The 26,813-nt window shown below is 65.6% G+C and carries 23 protein-coding genes and 1 tRNA gene; 19 read left to right on the top strand and 5 right to left on the bottom strand.

Features of this window, described 5'->3' with window-relative positions; genetic code table 11:
* Positions 1-108: 108 nt before the first annotated feature.
* Positions 109-888: a 3-oxoacyl-ACP reductase FabG gene (fabG, locus tag B1C78_RS06905; RefSeq protein ID WP_077278425.1), complete on the top strand. Its 780-nt coding sequence runs from the start codon at positions 109-111 to the stop codon at positions 886-888.
* 117 nt (positions 889-1,005) lie between these two features.
* Here fabG and B1C78_RS06900 read toward each other — a convergent pair.
* Positions 1,006-1,092: transfer RNA gene (locus B1C78_RS06900), tRNA-Leu, on the bottom strand.
* 109 nt (positions 1,093-1,201) lie between these two features.
* Here B1C78_RS06900 and rnr point away from each other — a divergent pair.
* The 8 genes from rnr to alr all read left to right on the top strand — a co-directional run bounded on the left by rnr (position 1,202) and on the right by alr (position 9,384).
* Positions 1,202-3,550, top strand: a complete 2,349-nt coding sequence (gene rnr, locus B1C78_RS06895; RefSeq protein ID WP_077278424.1) for a ribonuclease R — start codon at positions 1,202-1,204, stop codon at positions 3,548-3,550.
* An 8-nt stretch (positions 3,551-3,558) separates the two neighbouring features.
* Positions 3,559-4,305: a 23S rRNA (guanosine(2251)-2'-O)-methyltransferase RlmB gene (gene rlmB, locus B1C78_RS06890; protein ID WP_077278423.1), complete on the top strand. Its 747-nt coding sequence runs from the start codon at positions 3,559-3,561 to the stop codon at positions 4,303-4,305.
* Between the two features lie 215 nt (positions 4,306-4,520).
* Positions 4,521-4,952, top strand: a complete 432-nt coding sequence (rpsF, locus tag B1C78_RS06885; RefSeq protein ID WP_077278422.1) for a 30S ribosomal protein S6 — start codon at positions 4,521-4,523, stop codon at positions 4,950-4,952.
* 33 nt (positions 4,953-4,985) lie between these two features.
* Complete coding sequence (gene rpsR, locus B1C78_RS06880) at positions 4,986-5,210, top strand: 30S ribosomal protein S18 (RefSeq protein ID WP_077278421.1); 225 nt, start codon at positions 4,986-4,988, stop codon at positions 5,208-5,210.
* A gap of 46 nt (positions 5,211-5,256) precedes the next feature.
* Positions 5,257-6,174: a DUF2232 domain-containing protein gene (locus tag B1C78_RS06875; RefSeq protein WP_077278420.1), complete on the top strand. Its 918-nt coding sequence runs from the start codon at positions 5,257-5,259 to the stop codon at positions 6,172-6,174.
* Between the two features lie 53 nt (positions 6,175-6,227).
* On the top strand, positions 6,228-6,680 hold the full coding sequence (gene rplI, locus B1C78_RS06870) for a 50S ribosomal protein L9 (RefSeq protein WP_077278419.1): 453 nt from the start codon (positions 6,228-6,230) through the stop codon (positions 6,678-6,680).
* 224 nt (positions 6,681-6,904) lie between these two features.
* Positions 6,905-8,302: a replicative DNA helicase gene (dnaB, locus tag B1C78_RS06865; protein ID WP_077278418.1), complete on the top strand. Its 1,398-nt coding sequence runs from the start codon at positions 6,905-6,907 to the stop codon at positions 8,300-8,302.
* Positions 8,299-9,384: an alanine racemase gene (gene alr, locus B1C78_RS06860; protein ID WP_077278417.1), complete on the top strand. Its 1,086-nt coding sequence runs from the start codon at positions 8,299-8,301 to the stop codon at positions 9,382-9,384. The genes dnaB and alr overlap by 4 nt, the downstream gene beginning before the upstream one ends.
* Before the next feature lie 114 nt (positions 9,385-9,498).
* Here alr and B1C78_RS06855 read toward each other — a convergent pair whose 3' ends face one another.
* On the bottom strand, positions 9,499-10,746 hold the full coding sequence (locus B1C78_RS06855) for an MFS transporter (protein ID WP_077278416.1): 1,248 nt from the start codon (positions 10,744-10,746) through the stop codon (positions 9,499-9,501).
* 223 nt (positions 10,747-10,969) lie between these two features.
* Between B1C78_RS06855 and B1C78_RS06850 the strand changes: the two genes are divergently transcribed.
* Genes B1C78_RS06850 through B1C78_RS06840 form a run of 4 tightly spaced genes read left to right on the top strand, consistent with a single transcriptional unit; the run spans position 10,970 to position 14,484 of the window.
* Entirely contained in the window at positions 10,970-12,151 is a 1,182-nt protein-coding gene (locus B1C78_RS06850; protein ID WP_077278415.1) for an O-succinylhomoserine sulfhydrylase, read from the top strand.
* A gap of 16 nt (positions 12,152-12,167) precedes the next feature.
* A complete protein-coding gene (locus tag B1C78_RS06845; protein WP_245795345.1) occupies positions 12,168-13,445 on the top strand; it encodes a glycerate kinase type-2 family protein in 1,278 nt (425 codons plus the stop codon).
* Positions 13,446-13,447: 2 nt separating this feature from the next.
* The gene (locus B1C78_RS17365) at positions 13,448-13,666 is read left to right on the top strand and encodes a hypothetical protein (RefSeq protein WP_139349838.1); all 219 of its coding nucleotides are present in this window, start codon (positions 13,448-13,450) and stop codon (positions 13,664-13,666) included.
* A gap of 2 nt (positions 13,667-13,668) precedes the next feature.
* Entirely contained in the window at positions 13,669-14,484 is an 816-nt protein-coding gene (locus tag B1C78_RS06840) for a ferritin-like domain-containing protein (RefSeq protein WP_077278414.1), read from the top strand.
* 76 nt (positions 14,485-14,560) lie between these two features.
* Here the strand turns inward: B1C78_RS06840 and B1C78_RS06835 are convergent, their stop codons facing one another.
* On the bottom strand, positions 14,561-15,460 hold the full coding sequence (locus B1C78_RS06835) for a bile acid:sodium symporter family protein (protein ID WP_077278413.1): 900 nt from the start codon (positions 15,458-15,460) through the stop codon (positions 14,561-14,563).
* Between the two features lie 193 nt (positions 15,461-15,653).
* Here B1C78_RS06835 and B1C78_RS06830 point away from each other — a divergent pair, with 193 nt between their 5' ends.
* From B1C78_RS06830 to B1C78_RS06810, 5 genes are all read left to right on the top strand, one after another.
* Complete coding sequence (locus B1C78_RS06830; protein ID WP_077278412.1) at positions 15,654-16,892, top strand: helix-turn-helix transcriptional regulator; 1,239 nt, start codon at positions 15,654-15,656, stop codon at positions 16,890-16,892.
* A 454-nt stretch (positions 16,893-17,346) separates the two neighbouring features.
* On the top strand, positions 17,347-17,688 hold the full coding sequence (locus B1C78_RS06825) for a hypothetical protein (protein ID WP_139349837.1): 342 nt from the start codon (positions 17,347-17,349) through the stop codon (positions 17,686-17,688).
* A 224-nt stretch (positions 17,689-17,912) separates the two neighbouring features.
* On the top strand, positions 17,913-19,175 hold the full coding sequence (locus B1C78_RS06820; protein ID WP_139349836.1) for a hypothetical protein: 1,263 nt from the start codon (positions 17,913-17,915) through the stop codon (positions 19,173-19,175).
* A 146-nt stretch (positions 19,176-19,321) separates the two neighbouring features.
* The gene (locus tag B1C78_RS06815; protein WP_139349835.1) at positions 19,322-21,139 is read left to right on the top strand and encodes a hypothetical protein; all 1,818 of its coding nucleotides are present in this window, start codon (positions 19,322-19,324) and stop codon (positions 21,137-21,139) included.
* A 421-nt stretch (positions 21,140-21,560) separates the two neighbouring features.
* The gene (locus B1C78_RS06810; RefSeq protein ID WP_077278408.1) at positions 21,561-23,714 is read left to right on the top strand and encodes a TonB-dependent receptor; all 2,154 of its coding nucleotides are present in this window, start codon (positions 21,561-21,563) and stop codon (positions 23,712-23,714) included.
* A gap of 146 nt (positions 23,715-23,860) precedes the next feature.
* On the opposite strand, the gene B1C78_RS06805 is transcribed toward B1C78_RS06810, so the two are convergent.
* Positions 23,861-24,586, bottom strand: coding sequence for a UDP-2,3-diacylglucosamine diphosphatase (locus B1C78_RS06805; protein ID WP_077278407.1), 726 nt, complete (start codon positions 24,584-24,586; stop codon positions 23,861-23,863).
* A gap of 10 nt (positions 24,587-24,596) precedes the next feature.
* Positions 24,597-25,112: a peptidylprolyl isomerase gene (locus tag B1C78_RS06800; protein WP_139349839.1), complete on the bottom strand. Its 516-nt coding sequence runs from the start codon at positions 25,110-25,112 to the stop codon at positions 24,597-24,599.
* Between the two features lie 191 nt (positions 25,113-25,303).
* Between B1C78_RS06800 and gltX the strand changes: the two genes are divergently transcribed.
* On the top strand, positions 25,304-26,716 hold the full coding sequence (gltX, locus tag B1C78_RS06795) for a glutamate--tRNA ligase (RefSeq protein WP_077278405.1): 1,413 nt from the start codon (positions 25,304-25,306) through the stop codon (positions 26,714-26,716).
* Positions 26,717-26,813 lie beyond the last annotated feature (97 nt).

The following is a 26,813-nucleotide window of genomic DNA, read 5'->3' as shown; positions in this document are numbered from 1 at the left end:
CACAATCATTCGCGATCCTTGGTGCAATGTCCGGGCTAGCCCCGGAACGCGAGGCGCCGTTGCGCGTCCAACCGGGGAACAGGCAACGATCAGCCGAGGTGAGAGGCAATGACTGAACGATTCCAGGATCGCAGTGTGGTGATCACGGGGGCGGGCAAGGGGATTGGCCGCACCATCGCCCGGGTGTTCGCCCGGGAGGGGGCCAGGGTGCTGGTGGTGGACAGGGACGCGGATGCCGCCAAGGAGACCACCCGGGCCATCCTCGATGCGGGCGGGCAGGCGGTGACCTGCGTGACCGACGTGAGCCAGCGGGCCGAGGTGGAGGCCATGGCCGCGGAGGCGCTCAGCCACTTCGGCGGCATCGATGTGCTGGTGGCCAACGCCGGTATCTTTCCGTCGGTGAGCATTGAGGAGATGACCGAGCGCGACTGGGATCACGTGCACGACATCAACCTCAAGGGCGCCTTTTTCTGTGTGAAGGCCTGCAGCGCGCAGATGCGCCGCCAGGGCGGCGGGCGGGTACTGCTGACCTCGTCCATCACGGGCCCCATGACCGGTTTTCCGGGCTGGGCCCACTACGGCGCCACCAAGGCGGGGCTGCTGGGTTTCATGCGCACCGCTGCCATCGAGTTTGCCCGGGACCGGATCACCATTAACGCCGTGCTGCCGGGCAACATTCGCACCGAGGGCCTCACCGACGTGGGGGCCGACTACCTGCGCAGGATGGAGGCTTCGATTCCCCTGGGCCATCTCGGCGAGCCCGAGGACATCGCCTACGCGATGCTCTTTCTCGCCTCCGAGGAGGCGCGTTACATCACCGGACAGACACTGGTGGTGGACGGCGGGCAGACACTGCCGGAATCGGCGCTGGCGCTGGATGCGGACTGATTTTGGGGAACTGGCGCGCAGCCCGGGCAACGGTAGGAATCTTCACGCAACCCGCGTAGACTTGCGCCTTCGCCGCGGGAGCGCGGCCCGTTGATGCGACGGCCATGACAGGGAAGATGGTGCCGAGGAGAGGACTTGAACCTCCACGGGGTTACCCCCACTAGCACCTGAAGCTAGCGCGTCTACCAATTCCGCCACCTCGGCAAAGAGACAGGATGTTCCTGCGCTTCAGGAAGCGCGCAATGTAGCGTCACCCACGGGGGATGTCAACGCTCGCGCCGGGGCGGTTTCCACTTCTTCCAGCACACGTGAAATGACCAGAAAAAAGAAGAACGCCCCCAGGGATCCCCATCTCGAACGCGAAGCCGCCCGCTACGAGCGGCCCATACCCAGCCGGGAGCTGATCCTGGAGGTGATCCGGGAGGCCGAGGGCCCGGTGGGCTTCGAGCGCCTGGCTGAGCGCCTGGACCTGACCGCGGACGTGGATGTTGACGCGCTTTCCCGGCGGCTGCGCGCCATGGAGCGCGACGGGCAGCTGGTGTGCAACCGGCGCGGCGCCTACGTGCCGGTCAACCAGGACGACCTGGTGCGCGGGCGGGTGATCGGCCATCGCGACGGTTTCGGCTTCCTGGTGCCGGACGACGGCGGCGACGACCTGTTTCTTTCCCCCCGGCAGATGAAGAGCCTGCTGCACGGCGACCGTGCGGTGGCGCGGGTCGTGGGTATGGATCGGCGCGGCCGGCGCGAGGGTGCCGTCATCGAGGTGCTGGAGCGCAATACGCAACAGGTGGTGGGGCGGCTGTTTTCCGAAGCAGGGATCGGTTTCGTCGCGCCTGACAACAAGCGCATCACCCAGGACATCCTCATCCCGCCCGAGGCCATGGGCGGTGCGCGCGAGGGGCAGATCGTCATCGCCGCCATTCGCGAGCAGCCCACCAAGCATACGCGTCCCATCGGCGAGATCGTCGAGGTGCTGGGCGAGCACATGGCGCCGGGCATGGAGATCGACGTGGCCATCCGCGCCCACGGCCTGCCGTTCGAATGGCCCGAGGAGGTCACGGAAGCGGCCGACCGCCTGGGCCCCCGGGTCTCCAGCACGGCCAAGCGCGACCGGCTGGACCTGCGCGACATGCCGCTGGTCACCATCGACGGCGAGGACTCGAAGGACTTCGACGACGCCGTCTATTGTGAGCGCCTGGAGCGCGGCGGCTGGCGGTTGTGGGTGGCGATCGCGGACGTGTCCCATTACGTACAGCCGGGCGACGCCCTGGATCAGGAGGCGCGCCACCGGGGCACCTCGGTGTATTTCCCGGGGCGGGTCATCCCCATGCTGCCGGAGGTGCTGTCCAACGGGCTGTGTTCACTCAACCCGAAGGTGGACCGCCTGTGCATGGCCTGCGAGGTGGAGGTCACCAGTCGCGGCCGGATCAGGAGTTTCCGCTTCCACGAGGCGTTGATGCGCTCCCATGCCCGGCTGACCTACACCGCCGTGGCCGCAATGGTGCTGGACAGGGATCGGAAACTGCGTGAAGCGCATGGCGATCTTGTGCCGCACCTGGAGGAGCTGCACGCCCTGTTCAAGGTGTTGCGCAGCGCCCGGGACAAGCGCGGCGCCATCGACTTCGATACCACCGAGACGAAGATCATCTTCGGCGAAGGCAAGAAGATCGAGCGCATCGTGCCCTATGAGCGCAACGACGCCCACAAGATCATCGAGGAGTGCATGATCGTCGCCAACGTGGCGGCCGCCCGGTTCCTCAAAAAGCACAAACTCCCGGCGCTGTTCCGGGTCCACCCCGGCCCGAAGGCGGAGAAGGTGGAGGAGCTTCGCCAGTTCCTGGGGGAACTGGGCCTGAGCCTTGGCGGCGGCGAGGAGCCCCAGCCCCGGGACTACACGCTGTTGCTGGAACAGGTGCGTGATCGCCCGGATGCCCACCTTATTCAGACGGTGCTGCTGCGCTCGCTCAAGCAGGCGGTGTACAGCCCCGACGATGTGGGCCACTTCGGACTGGCGCATGATGACTACGCGCATTTCACCTCGCCCATTCGCCGCTATCCGGACCTGCTGGTGCACCGGGGCATCCGCCACCTGCTGCGCGGCGGCAAGGCGAAGGATTTTCATTACAGCCACGACGACATGGTGACCCTGGGCGAGCACTGCTCCATGGCCGAGCGCCGCGCGGACGAGGCCTCGTGGGACGTGGAAGGCTGGCTCAAGTGCGAGTTCATGCAGGACAAGGTGGGCGAGGTCTTCGACGGCGTGATCACCTCCGTCACCTCGTTCGGCCTGTTCGTGGAACTCAAGGACATCTACGTGGAAGGCCTGGTGCACGTGACCGGCCTGTCCAACGATTTCTATCACTTCGATCCCATCGGTCACCGCATGACCGGCGAGCGCACGGGGCGCGTCTACCGTATGGGTGACCCCATCCGTGTGCAGGTGGTGCGGGTCAACCTGGACGAGCGCAAGATCGACTTCATCCCGGCCGCGGACGAAGATCGGGACGATGACGAGGCGCGCGGTGACAAACCCGCGGGCCGCCGCACCCGCAGGAAGGAAGGCGGCGGGAAGCAGACGCGCGAGGAACAGGCCGACAGTCGGGAGAGCGGGCCACGGCGCAAGCAGCGCCGACGGCGCGGTCCCCGCCGCTCCGGGCGCTGAGTACGTCCATGACCGACGCCCTGCGGCTGTACGGTCTGCATCCTGTGCTCGCCGCGCTCAGGCGCAGGCCGGTGACCGTACGGCACCTGTGGGCGGATGCCGGACGCCGCGACGCGCGCATGCGCGAGATCCTGTCCGCGGCGCACGAGGCCGGCGTTCGTGTCGAGCGCGTGGAGGCCGCCGAACTGGAGCGCCTCTGTCCCGGGGTGCGGCACCAGGGTGTAGTGGCCGAGGGCGATGCCCTGCCGGCCCTCACGGAGGCCGATCTGCCGGAGCGGGCGGCCCAGGCGCAGGACCCGTTGCTGCTCGTTCTGGACGGTGTCACCGATCCCCATAATCTCGGCGCCTGCCTGCGCACGGCCGATGCCGCCGGCGTCATGGCCGTGGTGGTGCCGAAGGACCGGGCAGCCGGACTCACACCGGCAGTCCGCAAGGTGGCCAGCGGCGCCGCCGAGAGCGTGCCCCTGGTGCAGGTGACCAATCTGGCCCGAACGCTGGATGCCCTCAAGGCGGCCGGTGTCTGGGTGGCAGGCACCGACGACCACGCCCCGCAGTCCCTTTACCAGGCCGACCTCAAAGGCCCGCTGGCCCTGGTCCTCGGCGCCGAGGGCCAGGGCATGCGCCGCCTCACCCGGGACCGCTGCGACCTGCTGGTCTCCATCCCCATGCTCGGCAGCGTCTCCAGCCTCAATGTGTCCGTGGCCGCTGGCGTGTGTTTGTTCGAGGCGGTGCGGCAGCGGCAGGCCGCTGTCTGATTCAAGATTCAAAATTCAAGATTCAAGGGAGGGCGGCCTAACAGGGCTTTTCCCCTTGAATCTTGAATTTTGAATCTTGAATACCCGTCCTGCCCGCGAATCGTTGCACCACTGCCCGGTGTCCTCTATGATTGGCGGCTTTTCCGGGCCACACCCCGGATTTCTCCTTGCCTCACCGGATGTGCCGGGAGGCTTTGACCCGTAAGGAGCAGACAATGCGTCACTACGAAATCGTGTTCATGGTCCATCCGGACCAGAGCGAGCAGGTCTCCGCCATGATCGAACGCTATCGCGGCCTCATCGAGGGCGAGGGCGGCACGATCCACCGGCTGGAGGACTGGGGCCGCCGCCAGCTGGCCTATCCCATCAACAAGATCCACAAGGCCCACTACGTGCTCATGAACGTGGAATGCGGCGACAGCGCCCTCGCGGAGCTGGTCAGCGCGTTCCGCTTCAACGATGCGGTGATCCGTCACCTGGTCATGCGCATGGACCGGGCCTTCACCGAGACCTCGCCCCTGGCCAAGGGCCACGACGAGGACGAGGGCGGGGAGTCCGGGTCCCGCCGTGCCCGCGAGGACAGTCGCAGCGACGATGACGACGACAGCGATAGCGACGACGATGATCGCCGCCAGTCCGCCGACTGATCCATCCTGCCCAGAACACCGAGGAATTGACCCATGAGCCGTTTCTTTCGCCGCCGCAAGTACTGCCGGTTCACCGCCGAGGGTGTCGAGTACATCGACTACAAGGACCTCAACACTCTGAAGAACTACATCACCGAGACGGGCAAGATCGTGCCGAGCCGCATCACCGGAACCAGCGCGCGCTACCAGCGCCAGCTGGCCACCGCCGTGAAGCGTGCCCGCTATCTGGCGCTGCTGCCCTACACGGACAACCACTGATCACGCGCAACCGGGCGGGGACCGTTTCCCGCCGGTTCGTCGAGCCATGAAGCCGCTGGCCTCGTTCATCATGGAGAGCCGCACGCGCGCCGTGACCGCCACGGTGGCGTTCGGCGTCGGCGGGCTGGCCCTGCCGCCGCTGGCGGTGGTCAGCAGTGCGGCGGTGGCCCTGGTGGCCCTGCGCGCCGGCCTGAATCACGCGGCGGTGGTCGCGGCAATTTCCGCCGTGGTGCTGGGCATGCTCGCCTGGGCCATGGGCATGGAGCCGCTGGTGGGCGTGGGCACCGGGCTGGTGCAGTGGCTGCCGGCCATGGTGCTGGCCGAGGTGCTGCGGCGCACGGTGTCCTGGCCGAACATGCTGCTGACGGCCACCGGTATTGCCTGCGGCGTGATCCTGCTGGTGCGTGCGGCGGTCGCCGACGTGGCGCAGATGTGGGTCACGGTGTTGCAGGCGATCCTGGGGCCCCTGTTGCAGCAGACGGGTATGAGCCCGGCGGAGGTCGAACAGGCATTGCGCCAGGTGGCGCCGGTGATGACCGGTCTGCTGGCGGCGGCCATGGTGCTGACGCTGGTGCTGGCCCTGATCCTGGCGCGCTACTGGCAGTCGGTGCTGTACAATCCCGGCGGGTTCGCGGAGGAGTTTCAGCGGCTGCAGCTGGGCAAGGTGCCGGCCGTGTTGCTGGCGGTCAGTCTGGGCGGCGCCTGGCTGGGTCAGTCGGACCTGCTCATGGAACTGAGCATGGTGTTCCTGGTGGTGTTCTTCATCCAGGGTGTCGCACTGGTGCACGCGCTCACGCGCCAGCTGGACATGAACCGGTTCTGGCTGGTGGGCATGTACGTGTTGCTGGTGATCGCCATGCCGCAGATGATGACCATGCTGGCGGCGTTCGGCGTGCTCGACAGCGCATTTGATTTCAGGACCCGTCTGGGCAAACGCCCCGGGTCCGGCGGGGAAGGGGAGTGAACAGTGCGACCCTCCCCTGAAGCGACAATCGTCAACGACGAAGGTAAACAGTGATGGAAGTGATTCTGCTTGAGAAGGTGGACAACCTGGGCGACCTGGGCGACAAGGTGCGCGTGCGTTCCGGCTACGCCCGCAATTTCCTGGTGCCCCAGGGCAAGGCGAAATTTGCCACGCCCGAGAATATTGCCGAGTTCGAGGCCCGCCGTGCAGAGCTCGAGAAGGCCGCCGCCGAGGCGCTGGCCGCCGCCGAGGCCCGCCGCGAGAAGCTCGACGCCCTGGAGCCGGTGACCATCGCCGCCAAGTCGGGCGGCGAGGGCAAGCTGTTCGGCTCCGTGGGTACCCATGACATCGCGGATGCCGTCACGGCGGCCGGGGTCGCGGTGGAAAAGCGCGAGGTGCGCATGCCCCAGGGCCCCATCCGCCAGACCGGCGAGTACGACATCGAGCTGCACCTCTACACCGACGTGAACGCCACCGTGAAGGTGGTGGTTGTGGAAGAGCAGTAAGGCACCTCGAGCCGTCTCCGGCGCAAGCCGGCCCCCGGGGTCGACGCCAGGTACCGGCGGGAGGTTCCGGCCCGTCGATGCCCGTTCCTCCATATGCTCCACGCCCGTGCGGTCACTGATCCCCGGGCGTTTTTCGTGGTGTCCCTTGCAGGCCGTCTTCGGCGGATGCGAGCCGGCGTCGCCTGTAGCATACTGTGACTCCCGCATGGCGAAGACGGAATCCCATGGCTGAACCCCAGCGCAATGCCGCAGCACCGGGCAGCACCGAGCGGCTCAAGATGCCGCCCCATTCCCAGGAGGCCGAGCAGGCGGTCCTGGGCGGGCTCATGCTGGACAACGATGCCTGGGATGCCGTGGCCGACCGCGTGGCCGAGGTGGATTTCTACCGGCACGACCACCGCCTGATCTTTCGCGCCATCAGCGAACTGGCCGAACGCAATACACCCTTCGACGTGGTCACGCTCTCCGAGCGGCTGCAGGCCCGTGGCGAGCTGGAAGACGCCGGCGGCCTGCCCTACCTGGGACTGCTGGCCCGGGACACGCCCAGCGCCGCCAACATCCGGGCCTATGCGGACATCGTGCGCGAGCGCTCCGTGCTGCGGCAGTTGATCAGCGTGGGCACGCAGATCGCCGATTCGGGTTTCAACAGCGAGGGGCGGGAAAGCCGCGAACTCCTGGATGAAGCCGAACAGAAGGTGTTCGAGATTGCCGAGCAGGGGGCCCGTTCGCGCCAGGGCTTTCGCGCCATGCGCGCGCTCATGCGCTCGACGGTGGAGCACATCGAGATGCTCTACGAGCGCGACGATCCCATCACCGGCCTGCCCACCGGCTACGGCGAGTTCGACGAGATGACCTCGGGCCTGCAGGGCGGGGATCTGGTCATCATTGCCGGGCGCCCGTCCATGGGCAAGACCAGTTTTGCCATGAACATCGCCGAGTACGCATCGCTCAAGCAGCAGGCGCCGGTGGCGGTGTTCAGCATGGAGATGCCCGGCGAGCAGCTTTCCATGCGTCTGCTCTCTTCACTGGGGCGCATCAACCAGCAACGGCTTCGCACCGGCCGGCTCGAGGACGACGACTGGCCCCGATTCACCAGCGCCGTGTCGATGCTTTCCGAGGCGCAACTGTTCATAGACGACAGCCCGGCGCTGTCGCCCACCGAGGTGCGTGCCCGCTCGCGCCGGCTCATGCGCGAGCACAAGCAGCTGGGGCTGATCGTGGTGGACTACCTGCAGCTGATGCAGCTCCCCGGCAACACGGAAAACCGCGCTACCGAGATCTCGGAGATCTCGCGGTCGCTGAAGGCGCTGGCCAAGGAACTCAGCGTACCGGTGATCGCGCTGTCGCAGCTCAACCGCAGCCTGGAGCAGCGGCCCAACAAGCGTCCGGTGATGTCGGATCTGCGCGAGTCCGGCGCCATCGAGCAGGATGCGGATCTGATCTGTTTCATCTACCGGGACGAGGTCTACAACGAGGACAGCCCCGACAAGGGCACGGCCGAGATCATCATCGCCAAGCAGCGCAACGGCCCCATCGGTACCCTGCGCCTGACGTTTCTGGGCCAGTACACCCGCTTCGAGAACTACGTCCCCGAGGTCTATTCCAACGAGGCCTTCTCGTGAGGCGGGCCGCCCGCGCCCGCATAGATCTCAACGCCCTGCGTCACAATCTCAGCGTCGCCCGTGCCGCCGCACCGGGCAGCCGTGTCATGGCCGTGATCAAGGCCGACGCCTACGGCCACGGCATGCGGGAAGCGGCGCGTGCCCTGGCAGGCCTGAGCGACGCCTTCGCGGTCTCCTGTGTCCAGGAGGCCGCGGTCCTGCGCGAGGCGGGCATTACGCAGCCGCTGGTAGTGCTCCAGGGCTTCAAGGACGACGCCGAACTGGTCGAGGTGGTGCGCCTGGACGCGCAGACGGTGCTCCATGAGCCGGGACAGCTTGCGTGCCTGGAATCGTCACACCTGGAGACACCCCCGGCCGTGTGGCTGAAACTTGATACCGGCATGCACCGCCTCGGGTTTGCGCCCGTCGAGGCCGCCGCGCTGGTGCAACGACTCCGAACCGGCGACCTCGTAGCGGGCCATCCCGGCCTTATGACTCATCTGGCCTGCGCAGACGAACCGGCGCGACCCGAATCCGAGACACAACTGCGTGCCTTTGACGAGGCCGTGGCGGGGCTTCCCGGCGAACAGAGCATCGCCAATTCCGCCGCGGTGCTGCGCATGCCCGCCGCGCACCGGGACTGGGTGCGTCCCGGCATCATGCTCTATGGCGCCTCGCCGCTGATCGGCGTCAGCGCCGAGTCCATGGGCCTGCGCCCGGTGATGACCGTGGGCGCGCCGGTGGTGGCGGTCAAGCCGCTCAGGCCCGGTGATGCCGTGGGCTATGGCGGCACGTACGTCTGCGAGCGGCCGCGCACGCTGGCCATCGTGGCCATCGGTTACGGCGACGGGTATCCGCGTCACGCGCCCAGCGGCACCCCCGTGCTGGTACGCGGGCACCGCTGTCCGCTCATGGGCCGGGTGTCCATGGACATGCTGGGCGTGGACGTGACCGATGTCCCCGATGTGCGCGTCGGCGACATGGCCACCCTGTGGGGTGAGGGTCTGCCCGTGGACGAGATCGCCGAAGTCGCCGGCACCATCAGCTACGAGTTGCTGTGCAGCGTCGGCGGACGGCTCCAGGCGGAGTACGTGGAAAGCTGAATTCAAAATTCAAAATTCAAGATTCAAAGGAAAGGCGAATCTGGCTTCACACTTGGCAATGCCCCGATCCACCCCTTGAATATTGAATATTGAATTTTGAATCTTGAATTCGCTTCACTTGTTCAGTTCCAGTTCGGGTTCCATATCGGTTCTTGGATCCAGTTCGGCGGCCACCGGCGAGGTGCGGGTGACCGGCACGAACTCGCCCTGTTCCTCGGGTACCACTGGCCGGTCTATCCGGATGCGGTGCTGGATGAACAACGCCAGAATGACCAGCAGTACGCCCAGGACCAGCGGGAAGGTGCGGGTGTCGGTGAAATGCATGATCAGGCCCGCGAGTATCGGACCGAGCGCGGCGCCGATGCCGTTGAGCAGCAGCAGGCCGCGTGTGGCCTCCAGCACGTGGTGCACGTCCACGCGGTCGTGGGTGTGGGCCACGCTCAAGGCGTAGAGGGTGAAGGAGAAGCCGCCGTACAGGACGGCCGCCACCAGCAATGCGGTCGTCGACACGCCCGCCACGGCGAAGATGGCCGTGGCGGCGATGGCCCCCAGCAGGCACACGACCACCAGCACCACGCGCCGGTCGCGGTTGTCGGACAGGTGGCCGATGGGCCACTGGAGAAGGGCCCCACCGAAGATGACCGCGCTGATGAACAAAGCGACGCCCAGCTCGTCCAGGCCCACGGCCAGGGCGAATACCGCCGACAGGCCCCAGAAGGTGCCGGTAATCAGACCGGACACCAGCGAACCCACGAAGCCCACCGGCGAGCGGCGGAACAGCCCCTTGAGCGGAAAATGCGGCGCCTCGACGGGAATCGGCTGGCTGACCGGGGTGAGTGCCACCGGCAGCAGCCCGAGGGAAAACAACATGCCCACCAGCACGAAACTGGCCAGCGCGCCGGGCCCGTAGAACAGGATTAGAAACTGGCCCGCGCCCAGGGCGATCAGACTCACCATCATGTAGACCGCGAACACCTGGCCCCGGTGGTGGCGCACCTGCTCGTTGAGCCAGCTCTCGATGACCATGTACAGGCCCAGGACCGCAATCCCGGTCACTGCGCGCAGCACCCACCACACGACCGGATCGATGATCAGGCCGTGCAGCATGGATGCGGTGGACGCGATCGCGGCCAGGGCGGCGAAGGCGCGGATGTGTCCGACGCGCCGGATGAGGGAGGGGCAGACCAGGGAGCCGACGATATAGCCGACGAAGAAGGCCGACATGATCAGGCCTATGAGCAGCTCGGAGTAGCCCTCGGCGCCGGCGCGCAGGCCGAGCAGGGTGCCCAGCAGACCCGAACCGGCCAGCAGGATGCCCATGCCCAGCAGCAGCGAGTAAACGGAGGCGACGGTGGCGAGCATGCTGGGTAGGTCCCGGTTCGCGGCGTGTCAGGGGCCGCCATGTTATTGCTTATGGGGTCGGCCCGCTACGGCCTTTATCCCGCCCCTTTGACCGGCTGTCGGCCACGAGTTCCGTGCGTCGTGTATCATGTTGGCAGAGTCAACCGACTCATGCCAGACACTTATTTTTCGTGCACCCCGAAGGCGTCGTCGCCATGGCCGGGGTGACCTGACGGACCTGCCCATGAAAGATCCCAAGGACTATGCATTCGAGACCCGCGCCGTGCGCGCCGGTCAGCACCGCACCGCGGAGGGAGAGCACTCGGAGGCCATTTTTCCCACCTCCAGTTTCGTGTTCGAGAATGCCGCCCAGGCGGCTGCGCGCTTCGGCGGCACGGAACCGGGCAACATCTACTCCCGGTTCACCAATCCCACGGTGCGCACGTTTCAGGAAAGGCTGGCGGCGATGGAGGGCGGTGAAGCCTGCGTCGCCACTTCGTCCGGCATGGCCGCGATCCTCTCCACCTGCATGGCGCTGCTCAAGGCGGGCGACCACATCGTCTCGTCGCGTTCCGTGTTCGGCACCACCACGTCGCTGTTCGGCAATTACCTGACCCGCTTCGGCGTGGAGGTGAGCTTCGTGTCGCTGCCCGACCTGGCGCAGTGGGAGGCGGCCATCCGGCCCGGTACACGCATGCTCTACCTGGAGTCCCCCTCCAATCCGCTCACCGAGCTGGTGGACATCCGGGCGCTGGCGGAACTGGCCCGTGCCCGGGACTGCCTGCTGGTGGTGGACAACTGTTTCTGCACGCCGGCCCTGCAGCAGCCGCTGGCGCTTGGCGCGGACATCGTCATCCACTCGGCCACCAAGTACCTGGACGGGCAAGGGCGCTGCGTGGGCGGTGCGGTGGTGGGCGATGCGGAGCGCGTCGGCAAGGAGGTGTTCGGTTTTCTGCGCACGGCCGGGCCCACCATGAGCCCGTTCAACGCCTGGGTGTTCATCAAGGGCCTGGAAACCCTGGCCCTGCGCATGCGTGCCCACAGCGACAACGCCATGCAGCTGGCGAACTGGCTCAGGGACCACCCTGCGGTGGAGCGTGTCTACTATCCGGGGCTCGAGGATCATCCCCAGCACGAACTGGCGAAGCGCCAGCAAAGCGGCTTCGGCGGCATCGTCTCGTTCGATGTCCCGGGTGGCCGCGAGGCGGCCTGGCGGGTCATCGACGCCACCGAGATGCTGTCCATCACCGCCAACCTGGGCGATGCCAAGACCACCATCACCCATCCGGCCACCACCACCCACGGCCGACTCACCCCGGAGCAGCGTGAGGAACAGGGCATCGGGGAAGGCCTGATCCGCGTGGCCGTCGGGCTGGAATCGATCGCCGATATCCAGGCGGACCTGGCCCAGGGTCTGGGCGGCTGAGCGTGGCCGCCGTCGGGTGACCGTACACCCCACAGACCTGGCGGATCCGCAACTGCCGCACTGGCTGTTCCAGGCGGCGCTCTCTGCCGTCAACGGCGAGACGGCCGTGCGCAACGCGCTTGCCGCAAATGGTGGTTCGTCACGCGGGCCCGAGTATGCTCCGGGATACACACACGTCATCGCGTTGGGCAAGGCTGCCGCGTCCATGATGCAGGGCGCACTGACTGTGCTCGGGGACGGACTTGCCCGGGCGCTGGTGGTGACGCGGCAGGGGTATCTGGATGCCGGCTTGTGCGCGGACGAGCGCATCGAGTGTATCGAGTCGGAGCATCCACTGCCCGGTGAACGAAGCCTTGAAGCCGGGACCAGGCTGCTGGCCTTCATCGATGAAGCACCGCTTGACGCCCATCTGCTGTTCCTGATCTCTGGCGGCACCTCGAGCCTGTTGGAAGTGCCTGTGACCGGCATCGATGCGGCGCGGCTCGCCGAGCTCAACCGCTGGTTGCTCGGGGCGGGCCTGGATATCACCGCCATGAACCGGGTGCGCAGCGCGCTGTCGGTGATCAAGGGCGGTCGTCTCGCCGGGCGTCTGGCAGGGCGCAACGCCCGCGCGCTGCTGGTCTCCGATGTGCCCGGCGACGATCCGTCCGTGATCGGTTCGGGTCTGCTGGTGGTGGGCGAACCGCGCGGTGAGTGGCCTGCGGTGCCCGACGAACTCGCATGGGTCGACGAACTGGCCCAGATGCCGCTGCGACCCGAGGCGGCGACACCGGTGAGCGTCGAGATCGTGGCCAGTCTGGGCAAGGCCATGGATGCCGTGGTCGCGGCCGCCCGCCTGCGCGGTCTGCCGGTGTTTCGTCACGACGCGTTTCTCGACGGTGAAGCGGCCGCCACTGGAGAACGCCTGGCGCGGGAATTGATCCGGTCGGAACCCGGCGTGCACGTGTGGGGCGGAGAGACCCACGTGCATCTGCCCGACGATCCCGGCCGCGGCGGACGCAACCAGCATCTGGCCCTGGCAGCCGCGCGTGTGCTCGCAGGCCACGACCACGTGCGCCTGCTGGCGGCCGGCACCGACGGCTCCGACGGCAACAGCGAAGACGCCGGTGCACTGGTGGACGGCGACACCGTGGCTCGGGGCGGGGCGGAGGGCCTGGACGCCGCCGACTGTCTCGCGCGCGCCGACTCCGGCCGCTTCCTGGCCGCCGCCGGCGACCTCATCCACACCGGCCCCACGGGCACCAACGTCATGGACCTGGTCATCGGCATCGTGCGCGATCGTGCCGGGGATTGAGTGTGGTTTGGTTCTACCACGAAGCACACGAAGGACACGAAGAAAAGACAAAAGGCATTTCTCTCGCGAAGACGCAAAGCCCGCCAAGAACTTCAAAGGCATTCATTGATTTAAAAGAGATCTTCTTTGCGGGCTTTGCGTCTTTGCGAGAGAAACATTCTTTTGATTTCGAATTGCTTCGTGTCCTTCGTGTGCTTCGTGGTGAAAAGATTTTCATCTGAAAATGGGCAGACAAACTGAAACCGTAAACTGTGTGCATGGCGCTGCCTTCGAGGCACTGATGCAGGCGGATCCCTCTACCAAGTGCCGCATGGCAGCGGCATTGCGTGCGCGCTGGGGAGCGGGCAGGGTCGCGGCGACGGCGGATTCACTGGCGCCGGAGGCGGTGGAGACTCCGGGTCGCCCGGAGAAACCGCGGCTCGTGGATCCCCTGGAGGTGCCGCGGCGCAAGCTCACGACGCCCGCGGGGCAGGCGGCACTGGTGCACGCTATTGCGCACATCGAGTTCAACGCCATCAACCTCGCGCTGGATGCGGTGTACCGGTTTCGCGGCCTGCCCGATGACTTCTACGCCGACTGGCTGCAGGTGGCCGCCGAGGAGGCACAGCACTTCCTCATGCTGCGCCGGCGTCTCTGGAGTCTGGGTCACGTGTACGGTGATTTCGACGCCCACAACGGACTCTGGGAGATGGCGGTCAAGACGGCCCATGATCCGATGCTGCGCATGGCGCTGGTACCCCGCGTCCTGGAGGCGCGCGGACTGGACGTGACGCCGGGAATGATGGAACGGCTGACGACGGCCGGCGATCTGCAGACCGTGGAGATCCTGGACATCATCCTGCGCGAGGAAGTGGGCCACGTGGCCATCGGCACGCGCTGGTTCCGTCACCTGTGCCATCAGCGCGGCCTCGATCCGGAGCAAACCTTTGGAGAACTCATCGCCGAATACATGCCCGGGCGCATCAGACCACCGTTCCACGAAACGGCGCGCAGAGAGGCAGGGTTTACCGAGAGGGAGATGGAGATATTGAAAGGTTGAAGGATGAAGGTTGAAGGTTGAAGGTAAAAGCTGAGTGCTGAGTGCTGAGTGCTGACGGCGGTTTGCTTTTCCCAGTTCAAAGTTTTCCCAGATTCCTCCTGACGCCCAGCGGCGCATCGGCAGCAAACCATGTCGCGTAAGCGACGAACAGCCCTGCCACCACGTACATGATCAGCGAGTACACTGCGCCGGGCACGGCCATGGCGGGGACGGCCAGGATGCCGGCGGCGATGGCGATGGTGGTGCCGCCGCTCTGCATGGCCATCTCCAGAGTCACGGCGGTGCGCTTCCGCCACCCGTAGCCCGCCAGCGCGGTGGATGCGTAACCCCAGCACATGCCGGCCAGGCACAGCGCTAGGGCGGCCGGCCCGGCGGCGAGGAGCATGCCGGGCAGCGCGTGGCGTTCCCGGTGAACCAGTACGACGATGAGGACGACAAGCGCCGCGAGGGCGATGCGCAGCACGTGTCGCCTTGCACGCGCGGCCAGTTCGGGTCGGTGGTGGCGGATGGCCATGCCGATGATCAGGGGGATCAGGACCATCACCACCATGCGCTCTGATGTGTCGGCAAAACTCAGCGAGAAGGCCGTCTCCATGTCGGCAAACCAGCGTGCCGCAATGCTCACGTAGAGGGGGATGGTGAGAACGGGCAGAAATTTGCTCACGGCGGTCAGCGCAAGGGAAAGCGCTGTGTCTCCACGCGCCAGATCCGTGAACACCGTGGAGGTGGATGCCGACGGACTGGCCGCCAGCAGGACGAGGCCTACGGCCAGCATCGGGGTCAGAGAGAACGCCCATGCCAGCAGAAAGGCCAGCGCAGGAAAGACCAGGAACATGTTCGTCAGGCCCAGCAGCGCCACGCCCGGGGTTCTGAACAGCGCAAGAAAATCAGTGATATGCAGCCCCAGGCCCACGCCGAGCATCAGGGCCGCGATCACCCACGGGAGAAACACCTGAATCGGTATGCCCGCTTCCATGTCGATCCGTCCTCCCCGCTCATGCGCCCGATTCCGTCCGCGCGGTGTCGGAGAACCTTACACTCCACGCGCGCCAGACCGGCAGGGTAATGCGAAGTCTGCTATTTTTCTGGGTTGGGAGACGCCGGTCACAGAAATTCTACGGACTATAGCACCGGTCAGGGTTCGGTTCCCGTCGCGAGGAGCGCCCGTCATGGATGCACTCAATCAACTCATCGATCGGATTTACGCGGCGGCCGTCGATGCCACCGTGTGGCCGGAGGTGATGGAGTCCCTGCAGGACGCGTTTCGCTGCACGTCCGTGGGGCTTTATTGTGCCGACATGCACAGCGGCGATGTCTCGGTGGTGGAACTGCGCGACATCGACCCGGGCTACGTGCGTGATTACGTCCAGTATTACATGCGTGACAATCCGTGGTGCCGGGTCCCCGAGTTGCAGGTGCCCGGTTGCATCCGCACGGATCGTTCCCTGGACGCGTACTACAAACGGCCCGGCTATTACCGGTCGACCGAGTACTACAACGACTGGATGAAACCGCAGGGGTTCATCCATTCCCTCAGTACGACGCTGCGCTCCGACGGTGACCTGAGAACCAAGTTCTACATGTATCGCGGACAACGCCCCGGGGAGTTCACCCGACCCGAGTTCCGGCGTTTCCAGAATCTGTCCGGACACCTGATGCGTGCGGTGGGCGTCGCCTACCGCCTGAACCAGAGAGAGGCCGGTACGGCGGGAGGCCTCAGCGTACTGGATCACCTGCGTTTCGGGGTCATTCTGCTGGATACCGGACTGCGCCTGGTGCATGCGAACCGTTTCGCCGAGGAACTCCTGGCTCGAGGCGAAGGCCTGCACGTGCGCGATGCGAGGGTGCGTGCCCTGCATGCGGAGGACAACCGGGCGCTTGAAGCGACTCTGAGCGGTGCGCTGTCGGTGCACATGGGGTGGAGCACGGATCTGCCCCAGGCGGCAGGTATTCGCCGCGAGAGGGGCAGGCGGCCCCTGCGCGCGACCGCCGTTCCCCTTGCACGCCTGTCGGAAAGCCTGTTCATGGTGCGTCGCGCGGCGGTGGCCCTGATGATCTCGGATCCGGAACTGGAGGCAGTGGTGCCTGACCACTGGTTGCGCCACCGTTACGGACTGACAGGTGCCGAGGCGCGGCTTGCCCGAAGCCTGGTGCGCGGCGAGTCCCTCAGGGCCGCAGCGGATTCCAATGGACTTACGTACGAGACCGCGCGCTGGTACCTGAAGAACATCTTCCAGAAAACGGGTACCGGCGGTCAGCCCCAACTGGTCAAGACCCTGCTGTCGGAACAGGTGCTGGAAGCCGGCTTTGTGGAGCCGCGTATCGAAACGGCAGTCACGGATTCCGCACGGCCGCAATTGCCCCGGATCCGCAACGGAATCGGGACATCGCAACGGCGCCCATGCTGAAGCGCTTCTCAGTCCTCTAGCCCGGACATTGCACCAAGGCGGCCGACGGCTTCGCGCATGCTTCTGAATGAGTGGCATAAATCGGCGTATCTGGCCGAAAGGCCGTGGTGACAGTTTGTACCTCGCCGCCGGCCTATCGCGATGCTTGCGCCCTCTGGGCCTGTCTCGCNNNTTCGCGATCCTTGATGCAATGTCCGGGCTAGGAGCCTGTCGGACTGCCGCCTTACCCAATCCCGCCACCCAGTCGGCCGCTCGCCATGACGCGGCATTTTCGATTGGCCCCGGCATTCCCCCCATTTGGGAGGTGTGTCGTGTTCTGTGACTCGTGACACTTTCCCTGTGGATACCCGGAAGCGTGCCGCACCCGGGTCGCCGCACACTCGGATCAGGGGTCCGGCGTACGGCCGACACCCCTCAGGGTCCGTCACTGTCCCTGTCTTCATGGAGCGCCGACATGAATCAAGAAACCAAGACAATGAATGGTCCGGCCGGGGCCTCGAGCAACGACCTCGCCGCGCAGCACCTGGCCCAGCTTACCAACTACAAGGGCGTCGCCAAGGCCGGGTGGATTTGCCTGGCGATCGGCTTCGTGTTCGCGTTCATCCCCGTTGTGGGGTGGTTCGTGGTCGGGCCGATGATGCTTGTCGGGATCATACTCGGCATCGTCGTGATGACCCGGGGTGGCACCGGTCACGGCATCGTGCTCATTCTCACTGCCCTCCTGGTGTTGCCCATCATTACGATTGCGCTGCAGGGTGTGGCGCTGTTGGCTTTCTTCAGCGCCCACGGAGTGTAGCGAAGCGGACGCGGGCGGGCTACGCCCGACCCGCGTCGCAATCCGTGCTGTCGGCACGGGAACACGCTTGTCTGCGATGCCGGTGATGCGGTGCGCGGGTCATGCTGTGCCTCGCCGGGACGGACGTGTCCCGCGAATGCAGGCCCCCGTTTCGACAAAGGGGCGTTCGATCTTACACAGCGCGCTTCCCGTCGAAGTGCCTCGGAACGTGAGGAGGCAAAGTCATGAAACGCATGGTCATCGACTTTCCATCAACCCTTGTTGCCGTCATGGCTCTGTTCGTGCTCTCCGCCTGTGGGGGAGGGGACACGGCGGAGGTTTCGGCGGATTCCGGTGACGGCGCCTCCCCTCGTGCAGAGACACGGGCCATTGTGGAACTCTGCGTCCAGGAAGGGAGGCTTCAGGATATCTGTGTCTGCACGGCCAACGCCCTCTGGGACCGGCTCGACAGTGAAACCTTTGCGGCGTTTTCCGAATTCGCCAGATCCGTGAACACGGCCGAAACCGAGGCCGAGCTGGAGGCGCTTTCCATGGCGGGGTGGAACGACCCCCAACTCGTGAGGGCAATCGAGGTCGCGGAAGAGGCGGAGGAGACATGCGTCCAGGTCGCCGCCGAGGAGCACGCCCGGGCGCAGATGGCGGCGGCGGAAGCAGCGAGAGAGGAGCGTCATCAGCAGATGGCGCGCCGTGAATGTCCGCCGGCGTTGTCCATGGCGTCGCGGCCCGCGGGCGCGCCGGTCGATGACGTGGCGGATCTGCGGCCTGGCATGAGCCTTGACGATATTCAGGCGATCCTCGAATGCCGCGGCGACATACACAACTTCGATGTGGCGCAGGCATGGGCACGCCGAAGCCAGGGTCTGGAGACACGCCAGTTGCTCAGGGCCGCGGACGGGGATCTCTGTCCGCCCGCCTCCAGGGCGGCGCGCGATGGCCGCTGCGAAGACGGCGGTTACGGTTTCGAGCTGCTGCAAAACGTCACCCAGGAGTTCATTGTTGCCCTGACCGGCATGCCGGGCGAGGAGCGGGCCGGGATCATCTGGCGGCGCACGGTCTTCCCCGAGGACCGGTATCCGACCCTCAGCGCACTGACCGAGGCACTGGAGGAGAAGTACGGGGAGCCTCACATGCGCGCAACGGAAGAGGGCTATTACAGTCTCGGCCACCGGCGCGGCACGACGACCTACAGCTGGCTCTACCTGCCAAACGGTTCGCCCATTCCTCGCGGGGAAAGTGCGAACAGAAGCCGCTGCGTCAACGGGCCTCGTCCCACGTTTCAAAGGCGGATGAACTGGAACGGCGGCTGCGGCCTCACTGTCCGTGCTGAGATCGTGCCTGCCGAAGGCAGGCCCAGTCTCGCGCGCGAACTCAATGTGGTGGTCATGAACCAGCAGATGTTCAACGAGGCGTTCAACCGCTTCGGCGCCGAGATCGAGGCTGCCGTCGAGGCGGCGCATCGTGACAGGGGTGTCAGGCCGGATCTCTGAGCGTGCGGGAAGAAGGGTTTCAAGGGGGAGCCGCGGGCCGGCGTGCGGGAGGGTGCAACAGGCACGCAACCGGGGAATGACCTTCGCGGTTGCGTGCCTGATGCAGATGCGGGTTCGAGGGAAGCGACAGTTGAGGAGGCATGGCCATGGGGTTCGAGTACGGCTCACAGGCAATAGAGGTCCGCAATCCGTTCAAGGCGGAAGGTGCAGCCTACGCGGTGCGCGGCCTGATCGTGGCACCCCTGGGCATCTATCTCCTGCTGTATGCGGGTGTGGAGGAGGGTGTGGCGGAGCCGGATGCCCGGGTGGCCCTGCAACTGGCGGTCGGCGTGCTGCTGCTCGCCGTCGGTCTGTATGCGTTGGGCCTTGGTCTGTTCAAGATGTTCCGCTTCTACACGGGCCGGGGTGTACCGGCAAACCTGGCCTCGACGGTGGCGGCGTCCGCCACCATTGCACCGGGCAGCGAGGAGAGTTTCCGGCATCCCGGAATCTACAATCCCGCCAAGCTCAGCGAGATGCTGAGCGGGCGCAAGAACCTCACGTTCGAGGAACCCAGGGGCTGGCTGGCGCGCCTGCTCAACGGGCTGTGCTTCTCCATGATCTTTCTGCCCCATCCCATGCGCTGGATCACGCTGAAGCTGTTCATGGCCCTGTGGCACGCGATGGTGGTGCTGGCGATCCTGGGCCTGATGTTCCTGTCGGCCCGTGCGCTTGGCATGGTGGAGATCACGGGGACGGCGGTGTTCGATTATCTCGGTGCGGCAGCACTGGTGGCGATCCTGCTGATCTGGGTGGTCTACCAGCCGACGCCGCTGTGGCGCAACACGGACCTGCGCAATCCACGCACCTCGTCCAGCCGCACGCCATTTCAGCAGCGCAGCTTTGGCCAGTTTCTCGGGCTGGCGGTGCGTCTGGCGCTGCTGTGGGTGGCATTGCCCCTGGGCATTCTGATGATCCTCCTGGAGGAGCAGCGCACAACCGGCTTGCCGGAGCTTCCCGTATCCCCCTGGCCATGGCTTGCCGCTCTCGTCGCTGCCGTGGTGCTGGCCTTTGTGTATTCGTTCCTGATGGCCTGGCGCCGGGCGCCGCGGCGCTCGGTGCCCACCGACGTGTCCGAATACCGGGATCACTGGCAGGAGACGGTGCACCCGAAGGACATCTTCCGCGCCATCGAGATGACGCTGGCGAACCACCGTTATCTGGATATCCCCAACCGGGTCTATCACCTTTCCGAGCCCGATCTGCACGAGCAGAGCGGCAACAACCAGGGCACCTTCGAAGGAGAGACGCTGCAGGAGATCCAGCCCGAACCGCTGGCGCGCCAGCGGCGCGACCCACTGGCATTGCCGGGTGCGGTGCTGGGGCAGCTGCTGCTGCTGGGTGCCGCATTGTGGCTCTTTCAGCTCGTGCACGAGCCGGGACCGCTGAGCGCGCAGGCGGCCATGTTCTTCCTCGGCCCGTTGCTCCTGTGGCTGCTCGGACGCAGCGTGGCGTACGTGGCCAACATGTACCTGGGTGAGATCCGGTTTCAGTCCCAGTTGATCGCATTCCGTGCCAGCGGCACCTACAGCCAGGTCAGGCTGGGCACCGGCAGCAGCATTCTGGATTCGAATCGCTCGGAGAGTCATGCACTCAGATCCAGTATCACGCCCTGGCTGGTGGTCAGCCGTATCGGATCGAGCATCATTGCGGTCAGCGGTGCCATGAACCTGGAGCAGCCGCGCTACGTGCTCGACATGGAGCCCAGCGATGATCTGACCAAGGAACTGGTGGACGATGTACGCCGTTACCTGCGCGAACGGCAGGTGCTGGCGCCCATCGAATCGAGTGCAGACGCACAGTCGGTCATGGATATCCACCGCATGAACGAACGCACGAGGGCGGTGCATTCCACGGCCTTGCCGCCGGTCTCGGAAGAGATCCTTCGGGAACGCCTGGGGCCGGGGACTGCGGAAGAGAACTGATCGCGGCCGGACGCATGCCAATCCGTGACCGGCATGTCACAGGGGCAACCTTGTAAGATTTACCGACGCTTGCGGGTGCGTACCCGGGTGCTAGTGTACCCCGCCGCTCATTTTGTAACATTCAGCGAGTCGGAAAGCGCTTAGCTGCAAGGCATGGCTCGCAGGCAATGGCAGCGTCCTTGCCAAGAGACATAACGCCGCAGATGAGCGCTTTCCGGCTCGCCCTTCGGGAGCGTGTCTGAGTCGACATTGCTGCGTTCCAATCCTTGTAAAGGGCTTGCCATTCACTGCGGATTGCGCCTTGCACTGTCGACTCAGTCACACTCTGAATGTTGCAAAATGAGTGGCGGGGTACACTAGTCTCCCTTGATACTTTCAAAAAAACACGCTGCGTTCTCGAAGCGGGTCGGGGGTAGGGGTCATGAGGCGTATCCGGGGGCTGCGGGTTTCCGCGCTGGCGTCTTCGATTGTGCTCGGCGTGACACCCTGCCTCTCCGATGTTGCGGTTGCAGATGACGCAACCGCACCACTGCCCGTACTGATCAGTCCGGACTGGCGCCTGATCGACGCACAGCGCACGCCGAGAACCGTGGATCATTTCCAGGGCGGGGAACTGGACCGCTCCGGGGTGAGCAACACCATCGATCTGCAGTACCGCAGCCCCGGCCTTGTCTTCAAGACCAACACCGTGCTGGGTCAGCCCTACCTGCGCGGCGTGGGCAGCGACTTCATCTCTGCCGGCGCCGAATCCAGCGTCGCGGCCTTTATCGACGGCGTCTACCTCCCTCGCGCCTATGACCTGATCGTCGATTTCTACGACGTGGACCGGGTCGAAGTGATCAAGGGACCACAGGGTGTTCATCTGGGGCGCAACGTGGTGGGCGGTGCGGTCAGCATTCACACGGTGGACCCGCAGCCGTATCGCTCCGGGTATGTGGACTTCCTGGTGGGAAACTACAACCGGCGGCAGATGCGTGGTGCCGTCAACGTGCCCTTCAGTGATTCGGCCTGGGCGATGCGGGTGGCCGGCATTGTGTCCCGGCGGGACGGCTACATGGAAAACATCTTTCTCGGCACCGATGCCAACGACGAGGACTTCCACGCCGGCCGGGCCAAGCTGCTCTACGAGCCCTCTCCGGATTTCTCGGCATTGTTCACGGTGGAGGGCTACCGGGAGGACAGTTCCCGGGCCATGGGTTCGCAGCCGGATCCCGACGTGGGGACCAGTGGCGGCATCAACATGGGCGGCACGGTCCCGGACGACCCCCGCAAGATTACCGAGAACGTTCCGCCCGGCATCGAGCTGGACGCGGACCGCTACAGCGCCCGTCTGATCTGGAACCGGCACGGTGTCGAGGTGCGTTCCACGACGGCCTATCTCACCACCGACGCGGCCCTGCAGACGGACCTGGACGGGACCGATGCCGATTTTGCCTCCAACCATCCCAGCGGGGATTCCACTGCCTGGACACAGGAACTGCGTTTGTCCACTTCGCCCTATCGCACGTTCTCCTGGGTCACGGGGCTGTTTGTGCTCGATGAACGCGCGAACCAGACCCTGGATGTGCGCCTGCCGCAGGCGGATGCGCGCAATGTTCCGGACGGCACGGTGGATACGCGCGCGTATGCGGTGTTCGGCGAACTGGGTTATCGATGGAGCCCGAGATGGCGCACGACGGCGGGGCTCCGCTACAGTCATGACCGTCGGGAGATCGACCTGGTGCATACCAGAACGTCGGGCACCGATACGGCCGTGGCCACGCAGCGTGAGCGGGACACCTGGCAGGCGGTGACGCCGGAACTCGGCGTGGAGTTCACGCCGTCGCTGCAGCAGCTCTACTACGCCAGGGTATCCCGCGGCTACAAGGCGGGCGGCTTCAATACCTCGACGATCCAGGACCCGTTCGACCCCGAATTCCTCTGGGCCTACGAGGCGGGCTACAAGGTCTCCTCCCCGGACCGGCGTTCACGCTTCAACGCGTCGCTGTTCCATTACGACTATCGGGACCTGCAACTCAACACGCCACCGAGCGGCGCAGAGGAGGGCACCTTTCCACGCGTCATCAACGCGGCCCGTGCAACCATCACCGGTCTCGAGCTGGACATGCTCTGGGGGGTCACGCAAGCGCTGGACCTGGGCCTGGGCATGACCCTGATGAAGGGACGTTTCCGAAAATTCGATTCGGTCGATCCCAACAATCCCGATGTCGATCCCGACCGATCCGGCAAGCGGCTTCCGCAGGCGCCGGATGTCTCGGCCAACCTGGGTGCCGCGTACCGCTGGCCACTGTACCGGGGCACGCTGACGCTGCACGGCGACTACCGCTATCAGTCCCAGGTGTTTTTCAACATCTACCAGGACCCGGCCGTGCGCCAGGGCAGTTACGGGCTGCTCAATCTGGGGCTGGCCTACGACAGCCATGCCCGCAACGACTGGTATGCAGAACTGTTCGTGAACAATGTCACCGACGAGCTCTACGCGCAGACGATCCTGCGCAATGATCCGCTGACAGGCACCAAGCGCCACTGGGGCGCGCCGAGGACGGTGGGGATGCGGGTGGGGTATCGATGGTGAAAGGATGAAGTATGAAGGATGAATGATGAATGAAAGCACCCTCCTTTTGAATGCTGAATGCTGAATGCTGAATGCTACAGTCCCTTACATTAAGCACTCAGCACTCAGCACTCAGCACTCAGCACTCAGCACTCAGCCTTCATCCTTCATCCTTCAACCTTTACCAATTTCATCCCCTCCGGCGTCACCTTCAGCATCCCGCCCGTTTCGTACCAGTCGGCGAGGACGATGCGCTGTGCGGGGCGGCCGTCGACGAGCAGGTCGTGGATCTTGGGCCGGTGGGTGTGTCCGTGGATGAGCAGGTCGACGTCGTGACGGCGCATGGCGTCTTCCACGGAGGCCTGTGAGACGTCGGTGATCTCGGGCGCCTTGGTGCGCCCGTTCTCCCGACTGCGCCGGCGCATGGCTTCGGCCTCCTCGCGGCGGCCCGCAAGCGGGCGGGCGAGGAAGTCGGCCTGCCAGTGCCCGGTGCGCACCATGTCGCGGAACGCCATGTACTCGTGGTCGTCAGTGCACAGGCTGTCGCCGTGCATGAGCAGGGCGCGCCGTCCGTAGAGATCGATGACCGTCTCCTCGTCGAGGAGCCTCATGCCGGTGCGCTCGGCGAAGGCCGGGCCCAGGAGGAAGTCGCGGTTGCCGTGGGTGAAGTACAGCGCCACGCCCGACTCACTCAACGCGCGCAGGGCGTCGGCCAGGCCGGACAGGTGCGGCGCGTCGTCGTCGTCGCCGATCCAGTATTCGAAGAGATCGCCAAGGATATAGAGGGCATCGGCGTCCCGGGCCTCATGGCGCAGGAACCGCTCGAAGAGTGTCAGGATGTGCGGACGTTCCCTGTCCAGATGCAGGTCCGAGATAAAGAGCGTTTTCGCCACGTCTCCGGCGTTACTCGGCAGGGGCCACCCGGGTCATGACCACCGGCTCGACGGGCACGTCCTGGTGCATGCCGTGGTTGCCCGTGGGCACGTTCTCGATGTCCTGCACCACGTCCATGCCTTCCACCACACGCCCGAACACGGCATAACCCCAGCCCTGCTGGGTCTCGGACTGGAAGTCCAGGAAGCGGTTGTGCTTGACGTTGATGAAGAACTGCGCAGAGGCGGAGTGGGGGTTGGGCGTGCGCGCCATGGCCAGCGTGCCCGGCTCGTTGCTGAGGCCGTTGTTGGCCTCGTTGCGAATCGGGTCGCGCGTGGGCTTCTGGGACATGTCCGGGGTGAAGCCGCCGCCCTGGATCATGAATCCGGGGATGACCCGGTGGAAGATGGTGCCGTCGTAGAAGCCGTCGTTGACGTACTGCATGAAGTTCGCCACCGTTTCGGGCGCTTTGTCGGCGTACAGTTCCACGACGATCGTGCCCTTGGAGGTCTCGATGCTCACTTTGGGGTTCTGGTTCTCGGCCATTGCAAGGCTTCCCATGGTTGCGGACAGCAGCAGGCTCACGGTCAAAAGCTGTCGGATCAGGTAAGGCATGGATTCGGGTATCCGGTTTGGGCATTGGAAGACCCCGCATCATAGCGCGGCGGGTGGGTCGGTGAAAGCCGCAGGTCTTCAAGCTGTGTCGTGTGTCGGGGTTTTTCGCTACCATTCGCGCCATGTCGAACAGCCCCGTCAAGACCCGGTTCGCGCCAAGCCCCACCGGGCACCTGCATCTGGGCAACCTGCGTACGGCCCTTTTCAGCTACCTGCTGGCGCGCCGTGAGGGTGGGGTGTTCCTGTTGCGAATCGAGGATACCGATGCCGAGCGAAGCCTAGAAAGCCATGTGGCATCGCTCATGGGTGATCTGCGTTGGCTGGGCCTGGAATGGCAGGAAGGACCGGAGATCGGCGGTGCGCACGGGCCCTATTTCCAGTCTGCCCGTGGGGAAATCTACGCAACCCACTATGAGCGCCTCGAGTCGGCCGGGCTCGCCTACCCGTGCTTCTGCAGTGACAAGGTCCTCAAATTGTCGCGCAAGGCGCAGCTGGCCGCGGGGCAGCCGCCCCGCTATCCCGGCACCTGTGCGCGTCTGTCCGCCGACGAGGTCCGTGCACGTTTTGACAAGGGGCTGCAGCCGACGCTGCGCTTTCGCGTGCCGCCGGGGCGCCGCGTGGGCTTCGAGGACCTGGTGCGCGGACCCCAGACATACGACACGGACACCATCGGGGATTTCGTGATCCGCCGCTCCGACGGTACGCCCTCGTTCTTCTTCAGCAACGCCGTCGACGACGCCATGATGGCCGTCACCCACGTGCTGCGGGGCGAGGATCACCTGGCCAACACGCCGCGCCAGATGATGATCATGGAGGTGCTGGATCTGCCGGTGCCGGCCTACGGGCATATCTCCCTGATCATGGGTGACGACGGCGCGCCGCTGTCAAAGCGCCACGGCGCGGTGGGCCTGGAAGCATTGCGCGAACGCGGCTATCTGCCACGGGCGTTGCTCAATCACCTGGCGCGCCTGGGCCACAGCTACGAGGACGACGGGCTGATGGATCCGGATGCACTGGCGCGGGGCTTCGACACTGCGCGCCTGGGTCGCGCGCCCGCGCGCCACGACCCGGTGCAGCTGGATCACTGGCAGCACCAGGCGGTGCTGTCGCTCTCGGATGCCGAACTGGAACGGTGGCTCGGTTCGGTGCTGGACAGTGCCGTGCCCGAGCCGATGCGCGCCGCCTTCCTCAAGGTGGTGCGTGATAACATCAGCTTCCCCGGCGACGCCCGGGACTGGGCCGACCGCCTGTTCGGCGCGCCGCCCGAGGCCGACGCGGCAGCCCGCGAAGCCATCGAGGCGGCGGGAAGCGACTTTTTCGAACACGCCATCGGGGCGCTGTCACCGCCCCCCGAGGATTTCCGGGAGCTGGCCCGGCGGGTGGGCGAGGCCACGGGCCGCAAGGGGCGCGATCTGTTCATGCCGCTGCGCGCAGCGCTCACCGGGCTGGCCCACGGGCCCGAGATGCGCGACCTCTGGCCACTGCTGGGGCCGGAACGTGCCGCCGAGCGCTTCGCCGCGGCCCGGGAGGCCTAGCTGTGTTACCCCAACAGGTTGTTCACAGGTAAAGCGTAGGAGGTTCTCGCGAAGGAGCGAAGCATATCCTGCGATGCTTACTTGTAGGAGCCCAGCC

The sequence above is a fragment of the Thioalkalivibrio denitrificans genome (genome assembly GCF_002000365.1).
GTDB lineage: Bacteria > Pseudomonadota > Gammaproteobacteria > Ectothiorhodospirales > Ectothiorhodospiraceae > Thioalkalivibrio_A > Thioalkalivibrio_A denitrificans.
Note: the sequence above shows the minus strand (reverse complement) of the source record. Positions and strands in the feature narration are given on the sequence as shown.